25 protein-coding genes are annotated in these 21,478 nt (G+C 69.2%); 24 read left to right on the forward strand and 1 reads right to left on the reverse strand.

Annotated features, from left to right (window positions below):
* Positions 1-4: 4 nt before the first annotated feature.
* From fahA to AB4Z27_RS09675, 20 genes are all read left to right on the forward strand, one after another.
* Positions 5-1,285, forward strand: coding sequence for a fumarylacetoacetase (gene fahA, locus AB4Z27_RS09580; protein WP_092299783.1), 1,281 nt, complete (start codon positions 5-7; stop codon positions 1,283-1,285).
* 459 nt (positions 1,286-1,744) lie between these two features.
* A complete protein-coding gene (locus AB4Z27_RS09585) occupies positions 1,745-2,503 on the forward strand; it encodes a beta-ketoacyl synthase chain length factor (RefSeq protein ID WP_441644343.1) in 759 nt (252 codons plus the stop codon).
* On the forward strand, positions 2,496-3,272 hold the full coding sequence (locus AB4Z27_RS09590) for a lysophospholipid acyltransferase family protein (protein ID WP_092299789.1): 777 nt from the start codon (positions 2,496-2,498) through the stop codon (positions 3,270-3,272). The genes AB4Z27_RS09585 and AB4Z27_RS09590 overlap by 8 nt, the downstream gene beginning before the upstream one ends.
* Entirely contained in the window at positions 3,259-3,528 is a 270-nt protein-coding gene (locus AB4Z27_RS09595) for a phosphopantetheine-binding protein (RefSeq protein ID WP_092299792.1), read from the forward strand. Before AB4Z27_RS09590 ends, AB4Z27_RS09595 begins: the two co-directional genes overlap by 14 nt.
* 40 nt (positions 3,529-3,568) lie before the next feature.
* Positions 3,569-3,826 (forward strand): acyl carrier protein, encoded by a 258-nt coding sequence (locus AB4Z27_RS09600; RefSeq protein ID WP_092299795.1) that lies wholly within the window; start codon positions 3,569-3,571, stop codon positions 3,824-3,826.
* A gap of 6 nt (positions 3,827-3,832) precedes the next feature.
* Positions 3,833-4,390 (forward strand): hypothetical protein, encoded by a 558-nt coding sequence (locus tag AB4Z27_RS09605; protein WP_092299798.1) that lies wholly within the window; start codon positions 3,833-3,835, stop codon positions 4,388-4,390.
* A complete protein-coding gene (locus AB4Z27_RS09610) occupies positions 4,383-6,113 on the forward strand; it encodes an AMP-binding protein (RefSeq protein ID WP_441644344.1) in 1,731 nt (576 codons plus the stop codon). The genes AB4Z27_RS09605 and AB4Z27_RS09610 overlap by 8 nt, the downstream gene beginning before the upstream one ends.
* Positions 6,110-6,859, forward strand: coding sequence for a glycosyltransferase family 2 protein (locus AB4Z27_RS09615; protein WP_092299801.1), 750 nt, complete (start codon positions 6,110-6,112; stop codon positions 6,857-6,859). The genes AB4Z27_RS09610 and AB4Z27_RS09615 overlap by 4 nt, the downstream gene beginning before the upstream one ends.
* Positions 6,856-7,869, forward strand: a complete 1,014-nt coding sequence (locus AB4Z27_RS09620) for an LpxL/LpxP family acyltransferase (protein ID WP_441644345.1) — start codon at positions 6,856-6,858, stop codon at positions 7,867-7,869. The genes AB4Z27_RS09615 and AB4Z27_RS09620 overlap by 4 nt, the downstream gene beginning before the upstream one ends.
* Before the next feature lie 23 nt (positions 7,870-7,892).
* Positions 7,893-8,309, forward strand: coding sequence for an acyl-CoA thioesterase (locus AB4Z27_RS09625; RefSeq protein ID WP_441593453.1), 417 nt, complete (start codon positions 7,893-7,895; stop codon positions 8,307-8,309).
* Positions 8,306-8,935 (forward strand): outer membrane lipoprotein carrier protein LolA, encoded by a 630-nt coding sequence (locus tag AB4Z27_RS09630; RefSeq protein ID WP_441644346.1) that lies wholly within the window; start codon positions 8,306-8,308, stop codon positions 8,933-8,935. The genes AB4Z27_RS09625 and AB4Z27_RS09630 overlap by 4 nt, the downstream gene beginning before the upstream one ends.
* Before the next feature lies 1 nt (position 8,936).
* The gene (locus tag AB4Z27_RS09635; protein WP_441644364.1) at positions 8,937-11,303 is read left to right on the forward strand and encodes an MMPL family transporter; all 2,367 of its coding nucleotides are present in this window, start codon (positions 8,937-8,939) and stop codon (positions 11,301-11,303) included.
* Positions 11,304-11,308: 5 nt separating this feature from the next.
* Positions 11,309-12,538, forward strand: a complete 1,230-nt coding sequence (locus AB4Z27_RS09640) for an NAD(P)/FAD-dependent oxidoreductase (RefSeq protein WP_441644347.1) — start codon at positions 11,309-11,311, stop codon at positions 12,536-12,538.
* On the forward strand, positions 12,526-13,128 hold the full coding sequence (locus tag AB4Z27_RS09645; protein ID WP_441644348.1) for a DUF3261 domain-containing protein: 603 nt from the start codon (positions 12,526-12,528) through the stop codon (positions 13,126-13,128). The genes AB4Z27_RS09640 and AB4Z27_RS09645 overlap by 13 nt, the downstream gene beginning before the upstream one ends.
* Positions 13,125-14,315: a beta-ketoacyl-ACP synthase gene (locus tag AB4Z27_RS09650; protein ID WP_441593450.1), complete on the forward strand. Its 1,191-nt coding sequence runs from the start codon at positions 13,125-13,127 to the stop codon at positions 14,313-14,315. The genes AB4Z27_RS09645 and AB4Z27_RS09650 overlap by 4 nt, the downstream gene beginning before the upstream one ends.
* A gap of 1 nt (position 14,316) precedes the next feature.
* Positions 14,317-14,802 (forward strand): hotdog family protein, encoded by a 486-nt coding sequence (locus AB4Z27_RS09655; protein ID WP_255370950.1) that lies wholly within the window; start codon positions 14,317-14,319, stop codon positions 14,800-14,802.
* Positions 14,799-15,530, forward strand: coding sequence for a 3-oxoacyl-ACP reductase FabG (gene fabG, locus AB4Z27_RS09660; protein ID WP_144197106.1), 732 nt, complete (start codon positions 14,799-14,801; stop codon positions 15,528-15,530). The genes AB4Z27_RS09655 and fabG overlap by 4 nt, the downstream gene beginning before the upstream one ends.
* Positions 15,527-16,756: a beta-ketoacyl-ACP synthase gene (locus tag AB4Z27_RS09665; RefSeq protein ID WP_441644349.1), complete on the forward strand. Its 1,230-nt coding sequence runs from the start codon at positions 15,527-15,529 to the stop codon at positions 16,754-16,756. Before fabG ends, AB4Z27_RS09665 begins: the two co-directional genes overlap by 4 nt.
* 67 nt (positions 16,757-16,823) lie before the next feature.
* A complete protein-coding gene (locus AB4Z27_RS09670) occupies positions 16,824-17,273 on the forward strand; it encodes an excinuclease ATPase subunit (RefSeq protein ID WP_092299825.1) in 450 nt (149 codons plus the stop codon).
* 76 nt (positions 17,274-17,349) lie between these two features.
* Positions 17,350-18,012, forward strand: coding sequence for a 4'-phosphopantetheinyl transferase family protein (locus AB4Z27_RS09675; RefSeq protein ID WP_441593447.1), 663 nt, complete (start codon positions 17,350-17,352; stop codon positions 18,010-18,012).
* 10 nt (positions 18,013-18,022) lie between these two features.
* On the opposite strand, the gene AB4Z27_RS09680 is transcribed toward AB4Z27_RS09675, so the two are convergent.
* A complete protein-coding gene (locus tag AB4Z27_RS09680; RefSeq protein WP_092299975.1) occupies positions 18,023-18,757 on the reverse strand; it encodes an IclR family transcriptional regulator in 735 nt (244 codons plus the stop codon).
* A gap of 244 nt (positions 18,758-19,001) precedes the next feature.
* Between AB4Z27_RS09680 and AB4Z27_RS09685 the strand changes: the two genes are divergently transcribed.
* The 4 genes from AB4Z27_RS09685 to infA all read left to right on the forward strand — a co-directional run bounded on the left by AB4Z27_RS09685 (position 19,002) and on the right by infA (position 21,442).
* Positions 19,002-19,277: a helix-turn-helix domain-containing protein gene (locus tag AB4Z27_RS09685; RefSeq protein WP_092299829.1), complete on the forward strand. Its 276-nt coding sequence runs from the start codon at positions 19,002-19,004 to the stop codon at positions 19,275-19,277.
* A complete protein-coding gene (locus AB4Z27_RS09690; RefSeq protein ID WP_441644350.1) occupies positions 19,277-20,602 on the forward strand; it encodes a type II toxin-antitoxin system HipA family toxin in 1,326 nt (441 codons plus the stop codon). Before AB4Z27_RS09685 ends, AB4Z27_RS09690 begins: the two co-directional genes overlap by 1 nt.
* Before the next feature lie 344 nt (positions 20,603-20,946).
* Positions 20,947-21,228, forward strand: coding sequence for an isochorismatase (locus tag AB4Z27_RS09695; protein WP_092299833.1), 282 nt, complete (start codon positions 20,947-20,949; stop codon positions 21,226-21,228).
* Positions 21,221-21,442 carry a translation initiation factor IF-1 gene (infA, locus tag AB4Z27_RS09700; RefSeq protein ID WP_092299836.1) on the forward strand — a complete coding sequence of 74 codons (222 nt, stop codon included), beginning with the start codon at positions 21,221-21,223 and terminating at the stop codon, positions 21,440-21,442. The genes AB4Z27_RS09695 and infA overlap by 8 nt, the downstream gene beginning before the upstream one ends.
* The last annotated feature ends 36 nt before the right edge of the window (positions 21,443-21,478 follow it).

A 21,478-nucleotide genomic window follows, 5' to 3' on the forward strand; every position in this document is an offset into this window, starting at 1 on the left:
CAAGATGACTGCCCCCCAAACCGGCACCCAAACGCGTGCCACCAGCTGGGTCGAATCGGCCAACGACGGCCAGACCCATTTCCCGATCCAGAACCTGCCATACGGCCTGTTTTCGGCAAACGGCCAGGCCCCGCGCGTGGGCGTGGCGATTGGCGACCAGGTGCTGGACCTCGTCGCGCTCGACGATGCCGGCCTGCTGCCGGCGGCGGCCAAGGGCGCGTTTGCCTCGGCCAGCCTCAACCGCTTTATCGCGCTGGGCCAGCCCCTGTGGCAGGCCACCCGCGCCCGGCTGACGGCGCTGCTCTCCGGCGAAGACGCCGCGCTGCGCGATCACGCGGCGCTGCGCGCCAAGGCTTTGTTGCCGATGGCCGGCGTGACGCTGCACCTGCCGGTCGAGATCCCTGGCTACACCGATTTCTATTCGTCGCGCGAGCACGCGACCAACGTCGGCCGCATGTTCCGCGACCCGGAAAACGCGCTGCTGCCGAACTGGCTCGAAATCCCAATCGGCTACAACGGCCGCGCCAGCTCGGTGGTGGTTAGTGGCACCGCGCTGCGTCGCCCGAACGGCCAGACCAAGCTGCCGAACGAGGCGCGCCCGACCTTCGGCCCGTGCCGCAAGCTCGACTATGAGCTGGAGATGGGGTTCATCGTCGGCAAGCCGTCGGCGCTGGGCGAGCCGGTCAGCACGGGGGATGCCCCCGCGCACATGTTCGGCATGGTCATCCTCAACGACTGGAGCGCGCGCGATATCCAGCAGTGGGAATACGTGCCGCTCGGGCCGTTCAACAGCAAGTCGTTCGGGACGTCGATCTCGCCGTGGGTGGTGACGATGGAGGCGCTCGAGCCCTTCCGCCGTGACAATCCGGCACAGTCGCCCGAACCGCTGTCGTATCTGCAGCAGCAGGGCCGCAACGCCTACGACATCGCGCTCGAAATCGCGCTGCAACCGGCTGGCGCGGCGCCCAGCACGGTCTGCCGCACCAATTTCAAGGCGATGTACTGGACCATGGCGCAGCAACTGGCGCACCACACGGTGTCTGGCTGCAATGTGCGCGTCGGCGACCTGATGGGCTCGGGCACGATCAGCGGCACCACGCCCGATTCGTGCGGCAGCCTGCTGGAGACCACGCGCAATGGCGCCGAACCGGTGGCGCTGAGCGGCGGCGTGCAGCGTGGTTTCCTCGAGGATGGCGACACGGTGACCATGACCGGTTGGTGCCAGGGCGATGGCTACCGGGTCGGCTTTGGCGAGGTCACGGGGAAGATCCTGCCGGCGGCCTGATCGACACGTCCTCCGGGGCGTCCCAGCACAGGGCGGGGCGGCTGAAAAGCCGCGCCCGCCCTCGTTACATTTGCGAAGGACCGTTACTGTTGCGCCATTCCTACGGGTGCCGCTTTATGCGAGAATTCGCCCCTGACAAAAAAAGTGTGGCGAAGTTCGCCGGGTTGAAACATTTCGGTAGTTTGCCGCGATGACCGCCCGGAGCACGCTCCACGGACACCCCTCGACTGGGCGGCTCAGTGTTTGGCCGAAACCCGCCGTTAGCGCGGTATATGCGAAATCGGGGTGTCGATAACTAAYTTCGGCGAAATCCTCGGATTTTGCTTCTAATTTCAGGGAAAAACGGAATCTGTTCCCCGGTGCGATGGTCGCGCGCGGGCCYGCGCACACGCGCGTGGCCAACGTTGCCCCAGGCACGGCGGGGGACGCGGGGCTCACATTCCACCCAACGCGCACGGCATGGCAATTGAATTCGGAATTCGCGCATGGGCGGCCTGTGCGCCGGCACTGCAATCCCCGGAAGCCTGGCAGGCGTGGAGTCTTGCGCCATGGCTGCCCGAGGGATCGGACCTGCCGGCGCTCTCGGCCATGGCCCCGATGTTGCGCCGACGCGTCAATGCCATCGGCCGCGCGGCGCTGCATCCCGCCTACGACACCCTCCCGCCCGACGRGGCCCCCGCCGCGCCRGCCCCGCCGGCCGTGTTTGCCTCGCGCCACGGCGACACCCGCCGCGCCTTCGACATGCTCAGCGAACTGGCAGCCGGCGARCCACTGTCGCCCACCGCGTTCGGCCTCTCTGTCCACAACGCCATTGGTGCGATGTTTACGATCGACCGGGGAGACGCCTCCAACCTCCAGGCCGTGGCGGCTGGCCGCGATACCGTGGAGACGGCCGCCTTCGAAGCCTGCGCGCTGCTGGCCGATGGGGCGGACGAGGTGCTGCTGGTCTGCTATGACGCGCCGCTGCCCGAAGCCTATGCCGAGTTCGCCGATGAGCCCGGCTGCCTGTTCGGCTGGGCCTGGCGCATCGGCAAGCCGCGCCCGGGCGAGCCGGTGTTCCGGCTCGACATCGACCATGTGCGCGAGGCGTCGGACCCCGACACCGCCCATCCGGTGCTGCCGCACGCGCTGGATGTGCTGCGATTCATGCTGACCGGCGACGCCGAGCTGTGCCACCGTGGCGAACGCGCGGTCTGGAGGTGGCAGCGCCATGGTTGAACGCCTCGACCGCGCCTGGCGCGTGTGCGCCACCGGCTTCTGCTTCTCGAGCTTCGGCGTGGGCGGCCTGCTGCTGCGCGTGCTGGTGTTCCCGGCGCTGGCGCTGCTGCCGTGGTCCACCCAGACGCGCCAGCGCGTGTGCCGCGATGTCATCCACCATGCCTTCCGGCTGTTCCTCTGGCTGATGCGCAGCGTCGGCGTCATCGGCTACGAAATCCGCCATCCAGAACGGCTGCAACGCGAGGGGATGCTGGTGGTGGCGAACCATCCGTCGCTGATCGACGTGGTGTTCCTGATGGCGCTGACGCGCCGCGCCGACTGCGTGGTGAAGTCCGGCCTGGCACGCAACCCGTTCACGCGCGGCCCGGTGCTGGCCACCGGCTGGGTGCAGAACGACAGTGGCGCGGCGATGGTCGACGACTGCATCGCCTCGCTGCGGGCCGGCAACAACCTGATCATCTTTCCGGAAGGCACGCGCACGCGCCCGGGCCAGCCGCTGCAACTCCAGCGCGGCGCGGCCAACGTGGCCGTACGCGGCGGCTTTGCGCTGACCCCGGTGGTCATCCGCTGCGAACCGCCCACGCTGACCAAGGGCGAGAAGTGGTACCACGTGCCGGTGCGGCGCCCGCGCTTCGTCATCGACGTGCACCCAGACGTGCCACCCGCGCAGTGGGTGGCGCCGGGCACCGACGACGCCATGGCCGTGCGCCACCTGACCCAATCACTATTCGAGTTTTTCTCCAGGGAGATCCGCCGTGCAGGCGCTTGAGCAAGAAATCAAGGAACTGATCATCTCGTCGCTGTCCCTCGAGGACGTGGCGGCTGACGATATCGACGCCACCGCGCCGCTGTTCATCGAAGGCCTGGGCCTCGATTCCATCGACGCACTGGAACTGGGCCTGGCGCTGCAGAAGCGCTACGGCATCACCATGAACGGCGACAAGGAGGAAATCCGCGCGCGCTTTGCCAGTGTTTCGGCGCTGGCGGCGTTCGTGGCGTCGCAGCGCGGCCAGGCCCCGGCCTGATCCGCGAGGTCATCGCAATACTGCTATACGGAGCCAGATCATGACTCACGACGAAATCTTCGCGCGGGTGGCGGCGGTTCTCGAGGAAACCTTCGAGATCGCCCCGGAGCGCATTACGCCCGAGGCGCGGCTGTATGACGACCTCGACATCGACAGCATCGACGCCGTYGACCTGCTGGTGAAGCTGAAGCCGATGCTGAACAAGCCGCTCAAGCCCGAGCAGTTCAAGTCCGTGCGCACCGTGCAGGACGTGGTGCAGGCGCTTGCGCTGCTGATCGACTCGCCGGCCACCGCCTGACGCCCGATGACCTGGCGCAAGTGGGGGCTGGGGCTGCTGACGCTGTCGTACCCGGTGGTGATCTACCTGGGTCTGCAGCACTTCTCGCCGCGCGTGATGGCGCTGGCGCTGGTCGCGCTCGCCCTGCTGCGCGCCGGCACCAGCCGCCAGGCCGGCTGGCGGGCGATGGCGGTGCTGGCGGCGGGGCTGGCCCTGATCGTGCTGGCCTCCGACCACGCGCTGCCGCTGAAGCTCTACCCGGTGCTCGTGAACGTGGCGATGCTGGGCGTGTTCGGCTGGAGCCTGCGCCATCCGCCCTCGCTGGTGGAACGCATGGCCCGGCTGCGCGAGCCGAACCTGCCGCCCAGCGGCGTGGCCTATACGCGCCGCGTGACGCAGGCCTGGTGCGTGTTCTTTATCTGCAATGGCGCCGTTGCCGCCGTGACCGCGCTGGCCGCCAGCGACCGGGTCTGGGCGCTGTACAACGGCGCGATTGCCTATGGCCTGATCGGCGCGATGTTCGCCGGCGAATGGCTGGTGCGGCAGCGCGCGCGTGCGCGGCATGCGGAGAATCGTCATGACTGAGCCCGCGCTCAGTGGTTTCACCGGCTTCACGGGCGTTGGCGCCGTGATGGCTGCCCAGGCGGCACGGGCCGCGCAAGGCGATGCCCAGGCGGCAGCGTTCGTCGCCAGTGTGGCGGCGTGGCGCCGGGCCTTCGCGGCGGCGCCAGGGGCGCGCTGGGCGCTGTACTTCGAGGGCACGGCCGATTTCGCCGCCGCGCTGTTCGGCGCGTGGCATGCCGGCAAGCACGTGGTGCTGCCCGGCGATACCCGCACGGAGACGCTCGCGGCGCTGCGCGGCCATGCCGATGGCTGGGCCGGCGAGTTGCCGGGCGGCYTGRTGCCAGCGCCCGGAACAACTCCGGGGGCAGGGGAGGCCGACTGGCTCCCGCTAAGCACGCACGACACCTGGGTCACGCTGTTCACCTCSGGGTCCACCGGCGAGCCCGGCGCCATCGACAAGCGCCTSGCCCARCTCGAYGCSGAGGTCCAYACRCTCCAGCARGCCTTTGGCGCGCGGCTGCCCGCCGATGTGCGCGTGCTGAGCACGGTCTCGCACCAGCACATCTACGGCCTGCTCTTCACGGTGCTCTGGCCGCTGGCGGCGGGCCGGCCGATGCCCGGCGCGCGGCTCGCCTTCCATGAGGAACTGGTACGCGCCTGCGCGGACGACGCCCGCCCGGCGGTGCTGGTCAGCAGCCCGGCGCACCTGAAGCGTATGCCCGATGCGCTCGACTGGCCCGTCACGCGCCCSGTGCTGCAGGCGGTGTTCTCGTCCGGCGGGCCGCTCCCGCCCGAGGCTGCGGCGGACGCGCTGCGCCACACCGGCCGCTCCCCCATCGAAGTATTCGGCAGCTCCGAGACCGGCGGCATCGCCTGGCGCCAGCGCGCCGTGCAGGCGGACCGCTGGACGGCGCTGCCCGGCATCGCCTGGCGCCTGCAGGACGGCTTCCTGGCCGTGCGCTCGCCGCATCTGGCCGATGACGACTGGTACGTCTGCGCGGACCGCGCGCTGCCCGCCGGCGACGACAGCTTCGTGCTGGCCGGYCGCGCTGACCGCATCGTCAAGATCGAGGAAAAACGCGTCTCGCTGACGCAGATCGAGCAGCGGCTGGCCGCCTCGCCGCTGGTGCGGGAGGCGCGGGTCGTCATGGTCGAACTCGATGTCGGCACCCGCGTGGCCGCCGCCGTGGTGCCTGGCGACGCCGGACAGGCACTCCTCGACACCCATGGGCGTGCCGCGTTGACCGCCGCGCTGCGCGCGCAACTGGCCGACGCCGTGGACCCGGTGGCGCTGCCGCGTCGCTGGGCCTTCGTGCCGGCGCTGCCGTGCAACGCGCAGGGCAAGACCACCGAAGCCATGCTGCGCGACCTGTTCCGCCGCACGGTGCCGGCTGCGCACTGGCTGGACGCTGAGGCCAATTCGGCCACCTCGGCCACCGCCGCGCTGGAGGTGACCGATGACCTGGCGATCTTCGACGGCCACTTCCCCGATACCCCGATYGTGCCSGGCGTGGCCCAGGTGGACTGGGTGATGGCGCTGGCGCCCCAGCGGCTGCCGATTCCGCCGCGCGAGCGCTTCGCGCGGCTGGACACGCTCAAGTTCCAGGCCGTGATCCAGCCTGGCACCACGGTGCGCATGGCGCTGACGTGGCAGCCAGACGCCCTCGCGCTCGGCTTCCGGCTGACATCCGACACCGGCCCGCACGCCAGCGGCAAGATCGTTTTTCATCCCGATACGCCATGACGCCGTTCCGTCCGGTTGTGCTCGTGCCGGTCTATGACCACGAAGGYGCCATCGGCGCCATGGTCGATGCCATCCTCGCGCATCCGCTGCCGTGCCTGCTGGTGGACGACGGCAGCAGCCCGGCCTGCGAGCAGGTGCTCCGCGAGATTGCCGCCGCGCACCCCGAGCGCGTCCGCCTGATCCGCCTGTCCGTGAATCAGGGCAAGGGCGGCGCGATCATGGCCGGCTTCACGGAGGCCGCGCGGCTTGGCTACACGCACGCGCTGCAGATCGATGCCGATGGCCAGCACGACGCCGGCTGCATTCCCCAGTTCACCGCGCTGGCGCAGGCCCAGCCTGCCGCGATGATCTGCGGCCACCCGGTCTACGACGACTCGGTGCCGCGCCTGCGGCTCTACGCGCGCTACCTGACGCACATCTGGGTCTGGATCAACACGCTCTCGTTCCAGATCAAGGATTCGATGTGCGGCCTGCGGGTCTACCCGCTGGCGGCGGTAACCGCCCTGATGCGCGACGTGGACCTCGGCCGGCGCATGGAGTTCGACACCGAGGTGCTGGTGCATCTGGTCTGGCGCGGCGTGCGCATCGTCAACGTGCCGACGCGCGTGACGTATCCGTCCGATGGCGTCTCGCACTTCCAGGCGTGGCGCGACAACGTGCTGATCTCGCGCATGCATACGCGGCTGTTCTTCGGCATGGTGTGGCGGCTGCCGCGCCTGCTCTGGCGCAGGGTGAGGCCGGCATGAGCACGGCGAAGCCTACGGCTGACGCCGCCACGCGCCGCACGCCGTCGCGCCACTGGAGCACCATCGGCGAGGCCACGTGCGTCTGGGGCGTCTGGTGCCTGTACGGGCTCTATCGCGTCTTCGGCCGCACGCTGTTCCGGGCGGTGCTGTACCCGGTGGTCACCTATTACTGGATCACGCATCCGCTGGCGCGCCGGGCGTCGATGGACTACCTCACGCGCATGGAGGCCACCGCCGGCGCGATCGGCGCGCAGCCCACCTGGCGCCATACGYTGCGCCACCTGTTCTCGTTCGCAGACACGCTGCTGGACAAGCTGCTGTCCATCGGCGGCCAGTACCGCTTCGGCAACGTCACGCGGGAAGGCCACCAGGTGCTGCTGGACCAGATCGCCAGCGGGCAGGGCGGCATCATCATGACCGCGCATATGGGCTGCCTGGAGCTGTGCCGGGTGCTGGCCAACCAGCGGCAGGGGCTGCGGCTGACCGTGCTGGTGCACACCGCCCATGCCGAGCGATTCAACCGGATCCTGTCGCGGCTCGATCCCAAATCGGGCCTCCAGCTCTATCAGGTGGACGATATCTCGCCCGCCACGGCGCTGGAACTGGCGGCCAAGGTGCAGGCGGGCGAGTTCGTGGCGATTGCTGGCGACCGCGCGCCCGCGCACGGCGGCCGGGCGGTGCGCGTGCCGTTCCTGGGCGCGCCGGCGCGTTTCCCGGTGGGCCCGTACGTGCTGGCGGGGCTGATGCGCTGCCCGCTGTACGCCATGGGCTGCGTGCGCCATGGCGACGGCCATCTGCTGCGTTTCACGGAACTCACGCGCGCGGTGACGCTCCCACGTGCGAGCCGTGACGCCGCGCTGACCGCGCTGGCCACGACTTACGCCGCATGGCTGGAGGCGCTGCTGGTGCGCTCGCCATTCGACTGGTTCAACTTCTACGACTTCTGGGCGGACGATCCGGTCCGTACCGGTCGCCAGGACGCGCAGGACGCGCGCCAGGACGCGCACTAAGCCGCGCCGCCCACCGGAGACCTATGTCCAAAGCTTTCAGCCACGAGATCACGCTGACGCCGGCGTTCCACGACCTCGACCCGATGAACGTGGTCTGGCACGGCAACTACGTGCGCTACTTCGAAGTGGCGCGCTGCGCGCTGCTCCAGCAGATCGACTACGACTACCCCCAGATGCGCGATTCCGGCTACGCGTGGCCGGTGGTGGACCTGCGCGTCAAGTACGTGCGCCCGCTGGTCTACGGCCAGTCGATGATCGTGCGCGCCACCATCGTCGAATGGGAAAACCGGCTCAAGATCGACTACGAGATCCGCGATGCGGCGTCTGGCCAGCGGCTGACCAAGGGCTATTCGATCCAGGTAGCCGTGGACATGACGACGCAGGAGATGCTCTACGTCTGCCCGCCGGTGTTGCTGCGGAAGCTCGGGGTGCCGTCGTGAGGCGCCGCCAGGTTCTGGCCGCTGCTGGCGCACTGGCGCTGGTGGTGATGTTGCCGGCGCTGCCGGCCCATGCCGACGACCTGCTGGCCTCGGTGGCCAAGCGGCTGGCCGATGCGCCCGTGATCCGGGGCCGGTTCGAGCAGACGCGCCGGCTGTCCGGCTTCAGCAATCCGCTGGTCTCGCGGGGCGATTTCGTGCTCGCGCGCGGCCGTGGCGTGGTCTGGCAGACGCGCGAGCCGTTCCCGTCGAGCCTGCTGGTCACCCCTGAGAAGCTGGTGATGCGCGGCGCCGATGGCAGCGTGCAGCAGCRGATGCAAGCCGAATCCCAGCCTGCGATGCGCGTGGTCGGCGAGTCGATGATCGCCGTGCTGCGCGGCGACCTGCGCGGGCTGTCCGCGCGTTTCGACGTGACCGGCAAGCTGGTCGGCAGCGCCGGATGGGCGCTGACGCTGATCCCAAAGGATGCCGGCATGCGGCGCGTGTTCACCCGGATCGAGCTGGCCGGCGACAAGTTCGTGCGCGACGTGCGGCTCGAGGAAGCCGGCGGCGACAGCACCGTGGTCCGCATGATCGACCCAGCCGCCGCCGCCAGGCTGACCCCGGCCGAGGAGCAGCGCTTTGAGTAACGTGGCGGGCGGCGTGGCGATGCAGGGCGGCATCACGCGGCTGGCGCGTGGGCTGGCCATCGTCTGGCTGCTGATCGTGCTGGCGATGATCGCCCATCAGGTGCAGTTCTGGCGCGGCTCGCGGCTCGATACGGATGTGATGGCGCTGCTGCCGACCAGCGAGCGCACCGCTGCGGCGGACCGCGTGCTGCGCCGGCTGGCCGACAGCGTGGCGCAGGAGGTGGTGGTGCTCGTCGGCAGCCCGGACTGGGCGCGCACGCGCGCCGCCGCGCAGCGCTTCAGCCAAGCCACGGCGCAGGGCGGCACGCTGCTGCAACCGGTGGACAAGATCGCCGCGTTCGACTTCGACAAGGCGCTCGACTTCTATCGCCCGTGGCGGGACCGCCTGCTSACCGACGCCCAGCGTCAGCAGTTGCAGCAAGGTCATCCGGACCAACTCGCCCAGCAGGCGCTGACGCGCCTCTACCAGCTCTCCACCGGGCCGCGCCTGACCGACTGGGCCGCCGATCCGCTTGGGCTGTGGCAGGACTGGTGGCTCTCCCGCGCCGCCGTGACGCGCGTGCAGGAGCGCGACGGGCTGGCCGCCTTGTCCGGCGATGGCAAGGAGTGGGTGCTGCTGACGTACCACATCACCAAACCGGCATTCTCGGTCAGCGGCAGTACCGACTACAGCGACCTGCTGCGCGCCGCCGAGGCCGCTGCGCGGCAGGGCGATGCGGACGTGCGCGTAGTGGCCGCCGGCATTCCGCTGCACGCGGAGGCCGCCGCCGCGCAGGCGAATTTCGAAATGAACGTGATCGGCTGGGGCTCGCTGGCGGCGGTGCTGCTGCTGGTCTGGCTGGCGTTCCGCTCGCTGCGGCCGATCGTGCTGGTGGGGCTGTCGCTGGCCATCGGCACGGCGGCGGCGATCTCGGCCACGGCCATCGTCTTCGACCGCGTGCACCTGATCACGCTGGTGTTCGGCGCCAGCCTGGTGGGCGTGGCGGAGGACTTCGGYATCCATTACTTCGTCTCGCGGCAGGCGCTGCCGCGCGCCACGCCGCCATCGGTCATGCGCCATCTGCTGCCGGGCATGGCGCTGGCGCTGGCGACCAGCGTGGTGGCATACCTGGCGCTCGGCATCGCGCCGTTCCCGGGGCTGCGCCAGATGGCGCTGTTCTCGGCGGTGGGGCTGGTCGCCGCGTTCCTGACCGTGGTGTTCTGGTTTCCACTGCTGGACCGGGGCGCGCTGCGGCCCACGCGGGTGTCRAGCTGGCTGGCCCAGAGCCTCGCCCGCTGGCCGCGCGTGCGGGCGGACCGGCGCACGGCGCTGGCGCTCGGGGCGCTGGCCCTGTTTATCGTGCCGGGGATCTGGCAGGTGCGGGTTGTCGATGACGTGCGCCAGCTGCAAAGCTCGCCGCCGGCGTTGATCGAGGCGCAGCGCCTCACGGGCCGCCTGCTCGGCACGCCGAGCCCCGCGCAGTTCGTGCTCGTACGCGGTGCCACGCCGGACGAGGTGCTGGCGCGCGAGGAGGCCGTCAAGGCCGCGCTGGCGCCGGCCATCCGGCGCGGCGAGCTGGCCGGCTTCCTGGCGATTTCCGACTGGGTGCCGTCCGCCGCCCGCCAACGCGCGGACGCCGCGCTGGCCGGCCGTCAAGAAGCTGCCGTGCGCGAGCGGGTGGCCCGCACGCTGGGTGGGTCGATYGCCGCGCCGGCGGCGTCCCCGGCCGACGCCGTGCTGACGCTGCCCGCCTGGCTGGCCAATCCGGTCTCGGGCACGCTGCGTCATCTGTGGCTGGACCGCGAGGGCAGCGGCTAYGCCAGCGTGATGYTGCTGCGCGGGCTGGAAAATCCGGCAGTCATGTCTGGCATCGCCGCCGCCGTTAACACGGTGCAGGGTGCCGAGTGGGCCGACCGCATCGCCGATCTGTCCTTCCTGCTGCRCCATTACCGCGTGCTGATGAGCTGGCTGCTGCTGGCCGGTGCGGCCGGCGTGGCCCTGCTGCTGGCGTGGCGCTATGGCCGCGAGGGTTGGCGCGCGCTGGCGCCCACGCTGCTGGCCGCCGCCTTCAGCGTGGCCGTGCTGGGCTGGCTCGGCGTGCCGTTGCAACTGTTTTCGGTGCTGGCGCTGGCGTTGCTGCTGGGCGTAGGTGTCGATTACGGCATATTTTTGCTCGAGCATCCCGGCGATGGCGTGTCCTGGACCGCCATCGTGCTCGGGGCGGCCAGCACGCTGCTGGCGTTCGGGCTGCTCGCACTGTCTTCCACGCCGGCGCTGCATGCGTTCGGCATGACCATGCTTTCGGGCGTGGGCGCGGTCTGGGTGCTGTCGCCATGGTTCCGGCCATTCGCCCGGCATGCCTCACAACAACAAGCTGAACAGGGTTGATCCATATGAAAACGGAACAGGTGGAGGTTTTGATCGTCGGCGCCGGGCCCGCTGGCTCGGTGGCGGCTGGCCTGCTGCGCAAGCGCGGCGTCCAGGTGCTGGTCATCGAGAAGGAGACGTTCCCGCGCTTCTCCATCGGCGAGAGCCTGTTGCCGCAGAGCATGGAATACATCGAGGAAGCCGGCATGCTGCAGGCCGTGGTGGAGGCCGGGTTCCAGTACAAGAACGGCGCCGCCTTCGCCCGGGGCGACCGCTACACGGAATTCGACTTCCGCGACAAGTTCTCCAAGGGCTGGGGCACCACCTACCAGGTGCAGCGCGCGCATTTCGACGACGTGCTGATCCGCGAGGCCGAGAAGCAGGGCGCCGAGGTGCGCTTCCGCCACGTGGTGGAAGCGGTGGATGTCACCGGCGCGCAGCCGGTGGTCACMGTGCGCGACCCGGACGGGCAGGCGTACAACGTGCAGGCGAAGTGCCTGCTCGATGCCTCCGGCTTCGGTCGCATCCTGCCGCGCCTGCTGAAGCTCGAGTCCCCGTCGAACTTCCCGGTACGCGCAGCCATCTTCACGCACGTGGAAGACCGCGTGGYGCCCGGCACCTTCGACCGCAACAAGATCCGCATCGGCGTGCATCCCGAGCATGTCGATGTCTGGTACTGGACCATTCCGTTCTCGAACGGCCGCTGCTCGCAGGGCGTGGTGGCGGAGAAGTCCTTCCTGGACCAGTATCCGGGCGACGAGATGGCCAAGCTGAAGCAGCTGGTCAGCGAGGAACCGGGGCTGGCGCACCTGCTGCGCGACGCCAACTGGGACACGCCGGCGCGGCAGATCGTCGGCTATTCGGCCAACGTCAGCTCGCTCTGGGGCAATGGCTACGCGCTGCTCGGCAATGCCGGCGAGTTCCTGGACCCGGTGTTCTCGTCGGGCGTGACYATCGCCTTCAAATCGGCCAGCCTGGCCACCGCCTGCCTCGCCCGCCAGCTGGCCGGCGAGACCGTGGACTGGGAGGCCGACTACGCCAAGCCGCTGAAGGCCGGCGTGGATTGCTTCCGCACCTTCGTCGAAGCCTGGTACGAAGGCCGCTTCCAGACCCTGATCTTCCATCCGAACGCCACGCCCGAGATTCGCCGGATGATCTCGTCGATTCTGGCCGGCTACGCCTGGGACCGCAGCAACCCCTTCGTGGCCGAGTCCCGGCGGCGCCTCAACGTGCTGGAGCAGCTTTGCGCGGTCTGAGGCTGACGTGTTCGATATTGGCCGGCGCGGCGTTTGCCGTGCTGGCCGGTTGCGCCGCGACGCCGCCGGCCGGCCCCACGCCGCCCGTGGCGGAAGCGGGCCGCCCGGCGGTGCCGCTGCTGCGCCTGCCGCCCGCGTCGCTCGGTCGCACCCTGCATCTGCAGCAGCAGATCACGGTGCGCTATCCGTCGCCGCAGGGCGAGCAGACGCGGGACATCCTCGCGCTGCTGGAGGCCGACGCCGGCCACACCCGGCTGGCCGCGCTGGCCGGCGGACAGGTGCTGGCCCGGCTGGACTGGGACGGCAGTGACCTGCACGTGACACGCGCGCCATGGGCGCCCGCGGAACTCGTGCCGGAGCGTATCCTCAGTGATCTGCAGCTGTCGCTCTGGCCCGTGGCGGCCATTCGCGCGGCGCTGCCGCCGGGCTGGCGCCTGGACGCCACGCCGGCCACGCGCCGCCTGCTGGCCGGTGACGAACTCGTGGCCGAGATCCGCTATCCCGACGCCGCCACCACGGAATTCGTGCAGCGCCGCGACGGCTACCGGCTGACCATCCGCACGCTGCAGGGCGAAGGAGCACGGCCATGACGATCTTCCTGAACGCGATGAATGTCATCTGCGCGCTGGGCAGCGGCAACGACGCCGTGCGCGCCGCGCTGTGGCGCACGGACGGCCCGACGGGCGGCGAAGTCACTGACCGCTACACGCCCGGCACGCCGCTGCACCTGGGCACCGTGCGCGAGCCGGTGGCCGCCACCGACCTGCCGGCTGGCATCGCCCCCGCGCTGTTCAGCCGCAACAATGCGCTGCTGGACCGCACGCTGGACGCGCTGCGCCCCGCCGTGGAAGCTGCCATCGCCCGCGTGGGTCCGACCCGCGTGGCCATCGTGCTCGGCACCAGCACCTCGGGTATCAGCGACGGCGAGCTGGCCGTGCGCGCGCGGCACGCGGCCGGCACGTGGCCGGATGCCTTCCACTATGGCCAGCAGGAGCTGGGCTCCCCCGCGCAGTACCTCGCGCTGGCGCTGGGCACGGCCGGGCCGGCCTATACGATTTCCACGGCGTGCTCGTCGAGCGCGAAGGCGCTGGCCGCCGCCGCGCGGCTGCTGGAACAGGGCATGGCCGATGTCGCCATCGCCGGTGGCGTGGATACGCTGTGCGCGTTCACGATCGCCGGCTTCCGCTCGCTCGACTCAGTCAGCGCGGAGCGGTGCAATCCGCTGTCGGCCCATCGCCACGGCATCAACCTGGGCGAGGGCGCGGCATTGTTCCTGATGTCGCGCGAGGCCGGGCCGGTGCGGCTGGCCGGCTGGGGCGAGACGTCCGATGCACACCATATGTCCGCGCCCGACCCGGCCGGCGCGGGCGCCCGCGCCGCCATGCAGGAGGCCCTGACGCGCGCTGGCGTGCAGCCGGCGGACATCGACTACCTGAACCTGCACGGCACGGCCACCGAGCAGAACGACGCGATGGAATCCCGCGCCGTGGCGGACCTGCTCGGRCACGACGTGCCGGTCAGCTCGACCAAGCCGCAGACCGGGCACACGCTGGGCGCTGCCGGCGCCGTGGAAGCGGCGCTGATGGTGCTGACCATGACCGACAACCCGCGTGGCCGGCTGCCGGCCCACTGGTGGGACGGCGCGGCCGATCCGACGCTGCCGCCGCTGCACGTGGTGGGCGCGGACGAGTCGCTGGGCCGGGCCCCGCGCTACGTGATGAGCAATTCGTTCGCCTTCGGCGGCAGCAACAGCGTGCTGGTGATGGGGGAGGGCTGACGTGACGGCATCTGACACGCAGCCTGACTTCACGCCACTCCTGCCGCCGGTGTCCGAAGTGGTGCCCCACGCGGGCGCCATGCGGCTGATCGACGAACTGGTTGAGGCCGATGGCGAGCACTGCGTGGCCCGCGCCACGGTGCGCGCCACGCAGTTGTTCGTGGACGATGCCGGCATGCCCGGCTGGGTCGGTATCGAATATATGGCCCAGACGATTGCCGCCTGGGCCGGTGTGCGCGAGCGCGCGGCGGGCCGCCCGCCGGGGCTGGGCTTCCTGCTCGGCTCGCGCCGCTATGCCTGCGACGTGCCCGCATTTCCGGTGGGCAGCGTACTGACCATCCGCACCCAGGTGGAACTGATCGGGGACAACGGCCTCGGCATGTTCGCCTGCACGCTCGAGATGGATGGCCGCGACGTGGCGCGCGCCAATGTTTCCGTTTTCCAGCCTGCGGACGCGCAGGCGTTTCTCCAGGGGCAGCAAGCATGACGAACAAGACCGTGCTGGTCACGGGCTCCTCGCGCGGCATTGGCCGCGCCATTGCGCTGCGGCTCGCGCGCGACGGCTACGACGTGGTGGTGCACTGCCGCGCCCGCCGGGACGACGCCGACTCCGTGGCCGACGCCGTGCGCGCCTTCGGCCGCAACGCGCGCGTGCTGGCTTTCGACATCAGCGACCGCCAGGCCACCGCCAGCGTGCTGCATGCCGACATCGAGGAACACGGCACCTACTACGGCGTGGTCTGCAACGCTGGCATCGCGCGGGACGCGGCGTTCCCGGCCATGAGCGGGGAGGAATGGGACGAGGTGGTGCATACCAATCTCGACGCCTTCTACAACGTGCTCAATCCGCTGGTGATGCCGATGGTGCAGCGCCGCCAGCCGGGCCGCATCGTCACGCTGTCGTCGGTGTCCGGGCTGGTGGGCAACCGCGGCCAGACCAACTACAGCGCCGCCAAGGCCGGCATCATCGGCGCCACCAAGGCGCTCGCCATCGAACTGGCCAAGCGCCATATCACGGTGAACTGCGTGGCGCCGGGGCTGATCGACACGGAAATGGTGGACGAGCATGTGCGCGAGGAAGCGCTGAAGATGATTCCCGCGCGGCGCATGGGCACGCCGGACGAGGTGGCGGCCACGGTGGCCTTCCTGCTCTCGCCGGATGCCGGTTACATTACACGGCAGGTGATTTCGGTGAACGGGGGGATGTTCGGATGAAGCGGGTTGTCGTAACCGGCGCGGGCGCAATCAGCGCATTGGGCAACGACTGGACCACGGTGCGCGCGCGCCTGGCCAGCGGCCGCAATGCCGTGGTGCAGATGCCGGAGTGGGCCGACATCAAGGGCCTGAACACGCAGCTGGCGGCACCGGTGCCGCCGTTCGCGCTGCCGGCCCACTACACGCGCAAGGCCACGCGGTCCATGGGGCGGGTCGCCCTGATGGCGGTGCTGGCCAGCGAGGCCGCGCTGGCGGATGCCGGGCTGACCGGCCATCCGATCATCACGGGCGGGCAGATGGGCATCGCCTACGGCTCGTCCACGGGCACGCCGTCCGCGATCCAGGACTTTGGCCGGATGATGAGCGAGCGCACCACCGAGGACATCAGCGCCACCACCTATATCCGCATGATGCCGCACACCACGGCGGTCAATATCGGGGTGTTCTTCGGCATCACCGGACGGATTCTGACCACGTCGAGCGCGTGTACGTCCGGCAGCCAGGGGATCGGCTACGCCTACGAGACGATCCGCGCGGGCCGGCAGGTGGCGATGCTGGCTGGCGGCGGCGAGGAACTGGATGCGACCGAGGCGGCCGTCTTCGACACGCTGTTCGCCACCAGCACGCGCAACGACGCCCCCGAGGCCACGCCGCGCCCGTTCGACGCAGACCGCGACGGGCTGGTGCTGGGCGAGGGCGCCGGCACGCTGGTGCTCGAGGAACTGGAGCACGCCCAGGCGCGCGGCGCGCGCATCCTGGCGGAGATCGTCGGCTACGGCACCAACAGCGACGGCGCGCACGTGACCCAGCCGCAGGCCGCGACGATGGCCGTGGCCATGCGGCAGGCGCTGGAGGACGCCGKGCTGGCGCCGGATCGCATCGGCTATGTCAATGCGCACGGCACGGCCACCGACCATGGCGACATCGCCGAATCCCACGCCACGCACGCGGTGCTGGGTGGCGCCGTGCCGGTCAGCTCGCTGAAGAGCTACCTCGGCCATACGCTGGGCGCGTGCGGGGCGCTGGAGGCGTGGATGACCATCGAGATGATGCGCGACGGCTGGTTCGCGCCCACGGTGAACCTCGTCAACCCGGATCCGCGCTGCGCGCCGCTGGACTACATCATGGGCGAAGGCCGCCGACTCGACACCGGGTACGTGATGAGCAACAATTTCGCGTTCGGYGGCATCAACACCTCGCTGGTGTTCCGCCGCTGGGACGCCTGAGCASGWAGCMGTACCCGAGCCGTACCGCCGTTTTCATCCCTYAACAATCAAGAACAAAGGAAGGTCAATGAAATTCGCTCTCCCGCTGGTYGCCCTCGCCTGTGCAGGCACGCTGCTGTCCACCCCTGCCGCCGCGCGCGACACCAAGTACATGCTGCCGTTCCAGGACGTCCTGAACATGCCGGAAGCCAAGGAAAAGCTCGACGGCTCGGTTGCGTTCTACCTGGCCGGCCAGAAGACGCCGAAGGTGCTCGAGAAGAAGGACAGCGACGTCTCGAACAAAAAGACCAACGGCGTGGGCAAGGCCGATGAGGAAGCGTGCCGCTGGGCCGCGCTCTCGGCGCTGATCTCGTTCCAGGACAAGGCCAAGTCGCTGGGCGTGAATGCGGTGGTGGACATGGTGAGCTATTACAAGAAGGACACCAACGCCAGCAACACCGAGTACGAATGCCACGCCGGCGCCGTGGTGGTGGGCGTGACGCTGAAGGGCACCTACGCCAAGGTGGCCGCCAAGTAAGGCGCCATCGACGGGACCTGTTTGAGACGTTTTCAGGACGATTGCCATGCCGCTCGCGCTGCGCACAGGATCGGTCATGGCATTCGCGGCCATGGCGCCGCCCGTCAGCCGTTGGATGTCACCCGAGGAACTGGCGCGGCTGGCCGCCATGCGTGCCCGGGCCCGCGCCGAGCAGTTCGCGGCGGGCCGCTGGCTCGCCCGGCGGCTGCTGGCGGTGACGTTCGGCGGGGAGGCGGCGGAATGGTCGCTGTCGGCCGCCGAGGATGCGCCGCCGCTGGCGACCCATACCAGGGGGGCCGTCGGCACGCCGGTATTCCTGTCGATTGCCCATTCGGGTGATCACCTCGCTTGCGCCGTGTCCGACCTGCCGGTTGGCATCGACATCGAGGACATGCAGCCGCGCAAGCACCTGGACACGCTGATCGAGGCCACCACCACGGAGGCCGAGCGCGACGCGTTGCCGGCCTTGCTGGACGTGGGTGACGAGTTGGCGAAGCTGGAGGCGTTCTACGAGCTCTGGACGCTCAAGGAAGCCTGGATCAAGTGCCACGGCGGCAATCTGTTCCGGACCATGATGGGCCACGTGGTGGAAGCCGTGCCGGTGCAGATGGCGCACGCCAATGGCATCACATGGCGGCGCGATGACGCGGTGCTGGCGCTGACGGCTTCGGCGCCGCTGGCCTCGGTGTCGGTGCCCAATCCGGCCGGATGGCGCCTCCGCGCGCAGCAGATCGACTAGATCCGCCTGGCTAGATCTTCTCCAGCGCCGCGCACGCYGCGCGCAGGATGGCCGCGTAGCGCTCCAGATGCGGCTCGATCCGGTAGACCGGGCCGGCAATCGAAATCGCGTAACTCTCGCCCGACAACCGCACCGGCCAGGCCAGCGCGCCGACATCAGGCATCGACTCACTGAGATTCACGAACGCACCGCGCTCGCGCGCTTGCCGGAGGTCGTCCTCCAGCGCCGCCGGCGTGGCTAGCGTGCGCGCGGTGAACGGCTGGAAGGGAAGCTGCGGGAGCAGGGCGGCGCGCTCGGCGTCGTCCATGGCGGCCAGCAGCGCCTTGCCGATCGAGTTCGCGTGGAGTTCGCGCCGCTCGCCGGCCGTGGCGATATAGCGGATCGCGTGTGGCGATTCAAGCACATCGAGATAGACCACCGCGTGGCCCTCATGCAGCTTGCCGATAACGATGGTCTCGCCAGTGGCTTCGCGCAATTCGCTCATGGTGCCGTGCACGCGATCGAGTACGGGGTCGTGCCGGGCAATCTGCTGGGCCATGGCCAGCAGCCGGCCGGTGGGGTAGTAGCCCTGCCTGCGGGCCGTCTCATAGAGATAGCCTAGCGAGGTCAGTGTGCGGATCAGCGCCAGGCAGCTAGAGGCTGGCACGGACAGCAGCCGGGAGAGCTCCGAGAGCGACAGCGCGCGCCGTTCRCGCGCAAAGGTCTCGATGATCTCGAGCACGCGCAGGGCGGTCTTGACGTTCATCGAGGGCGGCTTGGCGGCGGACGGATCGGGACGCACGGGCATCGGGGCGTGTCATGCAATCAGGAGGGATATGGGGCCGGAATGTACCACGGCGTGCCCGATGGGCCGCGTCGATACAGCTTAATGGTTGTATTTCCGTTTTACGCCCGATAGGCTGTATCTTGAAAATACAGCCAAAATGGCGTAAAACGGCTTTACAACTTCCTAGCTGTATTCGCGCCCCCATCCGAGCATACATCCGACTATGTATCCCATCCGCATCATCAGCCAGTTACGGCCGATCCTCCAGGGCTTCCGCAAGTCCCGCGGGCTGACCCAGGCGCAACTCGCGGCGCGCCTGGGGGTGAGCCAGCAGACCTATGCCCGGCTGGAAGCCAACCCGGCGCGCGTCAGCGTGGAGCGGCTGCATGCGGTATTGCAGGCGCTGGACGTGGAAATGCTCCTGTCGACCGATGGGGATGAGGACTATCGCGGCGGCGGCTCCATGCTCCGCCAGCCCCCGCCAAGCGAGCCCTGGTAATGGGACGTCGACCTCTGCGACGCCAGCTCGGCGTCTGGATGAACGGCCATTTCACGGGCGTGTGGGCACAGGGCAGCGAGGGCGAGACCTTYCACTATGCGGCCCGCTGGATCCACAGCGCGCAAGGCCGGCCGCTGTCGCTTTCGATGCCGTTCCGGTCAGACAACGCGCCGTATCGCGGCCGCGTGGTGACGGACTACTTCGACAACCTGCTGCCGGAYAGCGACGCCATCCGCCGGCGGCTCGCGCAGCGCTATCGCACGCGYGGGATCGGTCCGTTCGATCTGCTCACGGCGCTGGGCCGCGACTGCGTGGGCGCGCTGCAGCTGCTCCCCGAAGGCGAGGTACCCGAAGAACTGCGCGTCATCGAAGGCAGCCYGGCTGATGACGCCCACATCGCCCGCTTGCTGCGCGACACCACGAGTGCATCGCCCCTCGGCCAGCATGGCGACGATGCCGACCTGCGCCTGTCGATCGCCGGCGCGCAGGAAAAGACCGCGCTGCTGCGCCGGGACGGCCAATGGTTCGTTCCGCACGGCAGTACGCCGACGACCCATATCCTCAAGCTGCCGCTCGGGCTGGTAGGCAATATGCGCGCGGACATGCGCACGTCCGTCGAGAACGAATGGCTTTGCGCGCAGCTGGTCGAGGCCTTCGGCCTGCCCATCGCGGCGTGCGAGATGGCGATGTTCGAGGATCAGAAGGCGCTCGTGGTCGAGCGTTTCGACCGGCGCGTGGCGCCCGATGGCGAGTGGATCCTGCGCCTGCCGCAGGAGGACTTCTGCCAGGCGATGGGCATGTCCCCGCTGGCCAAGTATCAGGCCGATGGCGGGCCGGGCATCGCGGACATCATGGCGATCCTGGCCGGCTCCGACGCGCGCGAGGCGGAYCGTCGCAATTTCTTCAAGACGCAGATCCTGTTCTGGATGCTCGCSGCCACGGACGGGCATGCCAAGAACTTCAGCCTGAGCATCGGGCCGGGCGGTCGCTACTGGGCCACGCCGCTGTATGACGTGCTTTCGGCACATCCCATCGTCGGGRGCGGCGCCAATCAACTCGCCATACAGAAGGCGCGCATGGCCATGGCGGTGCGGGGCTCGCAGAACTACTACCGGCTGGCCCAGATCCAGCGTCGGCACTGGATTGCGCAGGGGCGGCAGGTGGGGCTGCCCGAGGCGGAGGTGGAGTCGATGATCGCCGAACTCGTTGCCGCCATGGACCCGGCGATCGCCGCCGTCGCGGCCCGCCTTCCCCGGGAATTTCCGCAGGACGTGGCCGGGGCCGTGTTCGATGGCATCAGGGCCCAAGGCAAGAAGCTGTTATAATGCCGGACTTGGTCCTCTCTCCAAACGACAGGACCGGGTGCCGACATCACTACAAAGACTCAGTTTTGGCACCCTTCGGGCGTACACCCGAATCGATCCGGGCCACGTGGCCCGTCACCATAATGACCGGCGGCAAGTCCGCTCCGTACCCGGCACGCCCCGTACCAGCGCGCCAGCTTACGCAAGCACGGTCACTCCGCGTCAATCGCGACGACATGCGCCTCAGTGCGTGTCGCGCACATTGACCCCCTTCCCATCGCGTTGGAACCAACTGGCAAGCAGAGGCGCACATCGGTGCCCAGCCTGCGCATGCGCGTTCACGCGAAACGAGACATCACATCACATTGCAGCAAACGCAAATCATTGAATCGCCGTACACGGTTGCCGTGTACCCCATCGAGCAAGAGCCAGGCGTCTGGTTCGCGGCCTACCTGATCCGCGAATACAAGGACGGCATGGAACGCGTGGTGGCCAACGTGGCCATGCGCCACGACACCTACCGCACCGCCGCCCGGGCCAAGCATGCCGCCCGCTGTGCCGGCGAAGGCGCCATCACGCGCCTGGCTGCGCGACACCATCAACCGGGCGCCACTGCCCACGCTAATCAAGGAGCCCGTCATGGCTAAGGAAGATCTCGTCGARTTCGGCGGCCACGTTTCCGAAGTGCTGCCCGATAACCGTTTCCGCGTCGTTCTCGAAAACGGCTTCCAGGTGTGGGCATATTCGTCGGGCCGCATGAAGAAGAACCGCATCCGGATTCTGGCCGGCGACCGCGTGACGCTGGAAATGTCGCCCTATGACCTGACCAAGGGCCGCATCAACTACCGGCACAAGAATTGAGCGCAGTCATGAGCCATCCCGACCTGGAAGAGGCCG

Origin of the sequence: Cupriavidus sp. KB_39, from assembly GCF_052114485.1 — a bacterium.
Classification (GTDB): Bacteria; Pseudomonadota; Gammaproteobacteria; order Burkholderiales; family Burkholderiaceae; genus Cupriavidus.